Source organism: Aminobacter sp. P4_H6_2 (assembly GCF_056400805.1).
This window is the reverse complement of record NZ_JBFUKO010000723.1, coordinates 1-2561: the sequence shown is the minus strand read 5'-3', so window position 1 is coordinate 2561 and position 2561 is coordinate 1. Positions and strand designations below refer to the sequence as shown.

The 2561-nt window shown below is 63.7% G+C and carries 3 protein-coding genes; 1 reads left to right on the top strand and 2 read right to left on the bottom strand.

What is annotated here, in order from left to right; genetic code table 11:
* Positions 1 to 195, top strand: a 195-nt coding sequence (locus AC1DUU_RS29205; RefSeq protein WP_476786816.1) for a hypothetical protein, incomplete at its 5' end; no start/stop codon positions are given.
* Positions 196 to 354: 159 nt separating this feature from the next.
* Here the strand turns inward: AC1DUU_RS29205 and AC1DUU_RS29200 are convergent.
* Entirely contained in the window at positions 355 to 987 is a 633-nt protein-coding gene (locus tag AC1DUU_RS29200; protein ID WP_476786815.1) for a sarcosine oxidase subunit gamma, read from the bottom strand.
* Positions 980 to 2561, bottom strand: a 1582-nt coding sequence (locus tag AC1DUU_RS29195) for a glycine cleavage T C-terminal barrel domain-containing protein (protein ID WP_476786814.1), incomplete at its 5' end; no start/stop codon positions are given. The genes AC1DUU_RS29195 and AC1DUU_RS29200, both read right to left, overlap by 8 nt.

Here is a 2561-nt window from a genome sequence, read left to right as displayed (position 1 = left end):
GATCTGTTGCCGCTGCGCACGCGCGACGTGCTGGAAACCATCATCGACAAGGGCTCGTTCCGGGCCACCGGCGGGTCGTTCTATGCCGACGGTGCCAAGCTGGTAATGCCACTCTGCGTCGAGCGCATGACCTTGTCGTTGCTGCGCCCGACGGCCTCGCTGATCCAGCTGCGCAAGGCCTGCGTCGAGGCCTGATCCTGTTCCAATCCAATGAGCTCTGCCGGAAGCGTCCTGCGCTTGCGGCAGAGCTTTTCCATGCCTGAATGTCAGCCTGGCTCGTGAGACTGCGCGTCAAAAGAAGAAGCCCCGTCCAGTCGAACGGGGCTTTCCTGTTTGGCTGATGCGCAGCGCGTGTCAGGCTGCGCGGGCGCTCGAAGCTTCGACGCCATACTCCAGCGACGAATCCACAATGGTGTGCCACAGGCTGTCAGAGAAGCTGGTGAAGACCAGTATATTGTAGACGGGATGTCCGTCAGCGCCATTGGCCTCGCGCCAGAAATTGACCGCCGTGTGGTCAATCGACGTGTTCGCTGCGGTGCCGACCGGAAAGGCCGCGTCATGCAAGTCGAGCGACGAGAACTTCGCGATCGCATCGCGGCCACGCGGTCCTGAAACGCGGATCAGGCAGCGGCCGTCCGACTGATCGGACAGCGACGCCGAGCCAGCGAAAACCTGGGTCATGGCTGCAAGCTGCGATGCCTCATCGGTACGTGGCGCAATGACCGTGAACTGGTCGGGACCAGACCAGATCAGCGTGGCGGTTTTGCCTATGACGGCCTTGGGTGTGGTTGGTGCCTCGACGCCGAAGAGCTTCTTGGCTGCCTTGGCGGTTTCCGCCGCTTTGCCGCGCCGCGCCATGACCTGCACCAGAACGATGTCGCGCACTTCGTTGAGCGTCACGCCGGCATGTGTTCCAGACGCGCCGTGACGGCCCGGAACGAGTGCCTTCTGCAACGGCGATTGGGTGTTCCAGAGATAATCAACCACGCTGGCGCGCTCCTTCTGGATCGTAGAAGACTGGGTTGCAGATTTCGGCTTCGTAGTCCTCACTGCGCAGCGGGTCGTGGATGCGCACGATTTCTCCGAAGCGCTCGCGGCCGCGTTCGACCAGACCAAGGCCGATCCACTGTTCCAGCATCGGCGAATAGCAGACCGAGGTGACGTAGCCCTGGTCCGTCTGCGGACCTGGGATCGCACCCTTGGGAACGACATGGGCACCGGAGCGCAGGCGGCGTTTTGGGTCGAGCGGCTTGATACCGACGACGACCTGACGGTCGGTGGCAGTCAGCCCTTCACGACCCGCCATGACGCGGCCAATGAAGTCCTTCTTCTTCGACATCATCTTGCCAAGGCCGAGATCGTCGGCGGTCGTGGTGCCATTGAGCTCGGGACCAGCGACGTGTCCCTTTTCGATGCGCATGACGCCAAGGGCTTCGGTGCCATAGGGCGTGACGCCCAGATCGCGGCCGGCAATCATCAGGTTTTGCGCCATGGCAGCGCCATAGCGGGCCGGAACCGAGATCTCGAAGGCGATTTCGCCGGAGAACGAGATACGGAATAGGCGTGCCGTGACCCCGCCCCGCAGCTTGACCTCGCGCGCACCCATGAACGGGAAGCCCTCATTGGTCATGTCTTCCGACGGATCGACAAGTTCCTGCAGCAGCTTGCGGGTGTTGGGCCCGGCGATGGAGAACTGCGCCCACTGGTCGGTGGCGGACGACAACTGCACGTCGAGTTCGGGCCAGAGCACCTGGCGGCAGAATTCAAGATGCGCCATGACAGGCCCGGCCTTGGCCGTGGTCGTGGTCAGGAAATAGTGGTCTTCAGCGATGCGCGAGGTCGTGCCGTCGTCCATCACGATGCCATCCTCACGCAGCATCAGGCCGTAGCGGGCCTTGCCAACGGCGAGCGAGGAGAAGGCGTTGATGTAGACGCGGTCGAGGAAGGTACCGGCGTCGGCACCACGCACATCGACCTTGCCGAGCGTGGAAACGTCGCAGAAGCCGACGCCGTTGCGCACTGCGAGCACTTCACGGGTGACCGATTCAATCCAGTCCTTTTCGCCCGGCTGCGGATACCATTGCGCGCGCTTCCACAGGCCGGTGTCGACGAATACCGCGCCACGTGCAGCTGCCCAATGATGCGACGGCGTCAGGCGCCAGGCGTGGAAGCTCTCGTCGCGGTGATGGCCAGCGAGCGCGCCGATGGCCACCGGGGCATAGGGTGGACGATAGATCGTCGTACCAGTCTGCGGGATGGTGCGGCCGGTGGCGTCGGYCATGATGGCGAGGCCGGTGATGTTGGAGGTCTTGCCCTGGTCGGTCGCCATGCCAAGCGTGGTGTAGCGCTTGAGATGCTCGACGCTCTCGAAGCCTTCGCGCTGCGCCAGCGTCACGTCGGATACGGTGACGTCGTGCTGGAAGTCGACGAATGCCTTGCCCTTGGCCTTGACCTGCCAGAGTGGCGAGATCGCGTAGGACTCGTCGCCGGCTTCCGACGCTTCGCCGGCATTGCCTGAAGCACCGCAATCGGCCGCCGCTGCCGCACCGGCTGCATGGCCG